This window comes from Kitasatospora sp. NPDC001539 (assembly GCF_040298565.1).
In the GTDB taxonomy this organism is placed as follows: domain Bacteria; phylum Actinomycetota; class Actinomycetes; order Streptomycetales; family Streptomycetaceae; genus Kitasatospora.
On the sequence record NZ_JBEPAK010000503.1, the window covers coordinates 1 to 1,004 of the forward strand.

1 protein-coding gene is annotated in these 1,004 nt (G+C 75.9%); it reads left to right on the plus strand.

Features of this window, described 5'->3' with window-relative positions:
• Window positions 1-669: polysaccharide deacetylase family protein (locus ABT247_RS33580; RefSeq protein ID WP_350750411.1), on the plus strand; the 669-nt coding region annotated here is incomplete at its 5' end.
• Between the last annotated feature and the right edge of the window lie 335 nt (window positions 670-1,004).

Below are 1,004 nucleotides of genomic sequence, written 5' to 3' on the forward strand. Positions count from 1 at the left end.
TGGCGCGGCTGCGGTCCTGCTGGGGGGTGCGGGCGACGGGGTGGCTGGTCATGGCGGGCGGCGGTTCCTGTTCCGGTCGGTGCGCGACGGGTCGACGCGGAGGCGGCCGGCGGCAAGGTCGTCTACCTGACCTTCGACGACGGCCCGAGCCCGGTGTACACCCCCCGGATCCTGTCGATCCTCAACCGCTACGGCGCGCGCGCGACCTTCTTCGAACTCGGTGAGAACGTCGCCGCCCACCCCTCGGTCACCCGGCAGGTCGCCCGCCAGGGCCACAGCGTGCAGAACCACTCCTGGTCGCACCCCGACCTGCGCCGGCTCTCGGCCGCCACCTTCAACTCCCAGGTGGGCAACACCGATCGGGCGATCCGCGCGCAGACCGGCCGCACCCCGACCTGCCTGCGTCCGCCGTACGGCGCGGTCAACGGCACGGTGCGCTCCCGGGCGGCGGGGCTGGGCAAGCAGGTGGTGCTCTGGTCGGTCGACCCGGCCGACTGGTCCCGCCCCGGGTCCGGTGCGATCCAGTCCAGGGTCCTGGGCCCCGTCCGCCCCGGTTCGGTGATCCTGCTGCACGACGGCGGCGGTGACCGCAGCCAGACCGCCGCCGCGCTCCCGGCGATCCTGTCCGGCCTCAAGGCGCGCGGGTACGGCTTCGGCCTGCTCTGCTGACCCGGCCCGCCCGAGCGGCCGTTCGCACGCCGGGTATAACTCGGCTGCGCGGCAGTCGGGTTCGTCCAGTCGCATGCGGCGCTCGGGTGCTCCCGGGCGGCCGACGGCGGGCCGTCGGGCTGACCGCAGGGCAGTACCTGGTCGATCAGCGGCTCGCCCCTCGGTGAGCCGTGCGACCGCATCCTCGGTGGCATCCTCGCCGAACTCCCGCGGCTCCGGGCCGGGGTGAGGTGCGGTCGCCTGACACCGCCCGGCCGCCTCGTGCCGGCCGCTCCCGGGCGGGGGTGGGGGGCGCGGGGGGGGGGTGGGGCAGGCCGGGGTGGTGGGGGGGTTCT